This is a genomic window from Acuticoccus kandeliae (assembly GCF_003073115.1).
The window spans coordinates 1-432 of record NZ_QBBV01000060.1 but is presented as its reverse complement, the minus strand read 5'-3'; the positions used below and the strand labels follow the sequence as shown (position 1 = coordinate 432).

General features: G+C 40.3%; 1 protein-coding gene. It reads left to right on the top strand.

All coding sequences use genetic code 11. The features are described from left to right. Positions 1 to 86: 86 nt before the first annotated feature. Positions 87 to 432, top strand: a 346-nt coding sequence (locus DBV35_RS30795) for a hypothetical protein (protein WP_205648940.1), incomplete at its 3' end; no start/stop codon positions are given.

Sequence of the window (432 nt, the reverse complement as noted above, 5' to 3'; positions counted from 1 at the left end):
CTTTAAACTCACGCTCGCCGACACCTAGACCGACAACTTCTTCTTCCTCTTCTTCTTTATCACAGAAGAAGAAGACGGATAAGAAGATGAAGGAGACCCGCAAGAAGAAGATGATGGAGGGAGAAGAAGAAGAAGGAGAAGGAAGAAAGAGGAAGGAGAAGAAGAAGGGAGGAGGAAGAGGAAGTTCGACTATGTCCAGGAGGATTGGTGTATGCTGCCTGCGGTATGTATGTATGTATGCATGCCTTTATGTATGTATGTATGTATGTATGTTCCATGCAGACGGACGGACAGACAGAACTTTGTACATTCATACATACATACATACATACATACAGTACATACATACATACATACATACATACATACATACATACATACATACATACAAACATACATACATACATACATGCATGTATACATCCATCCATC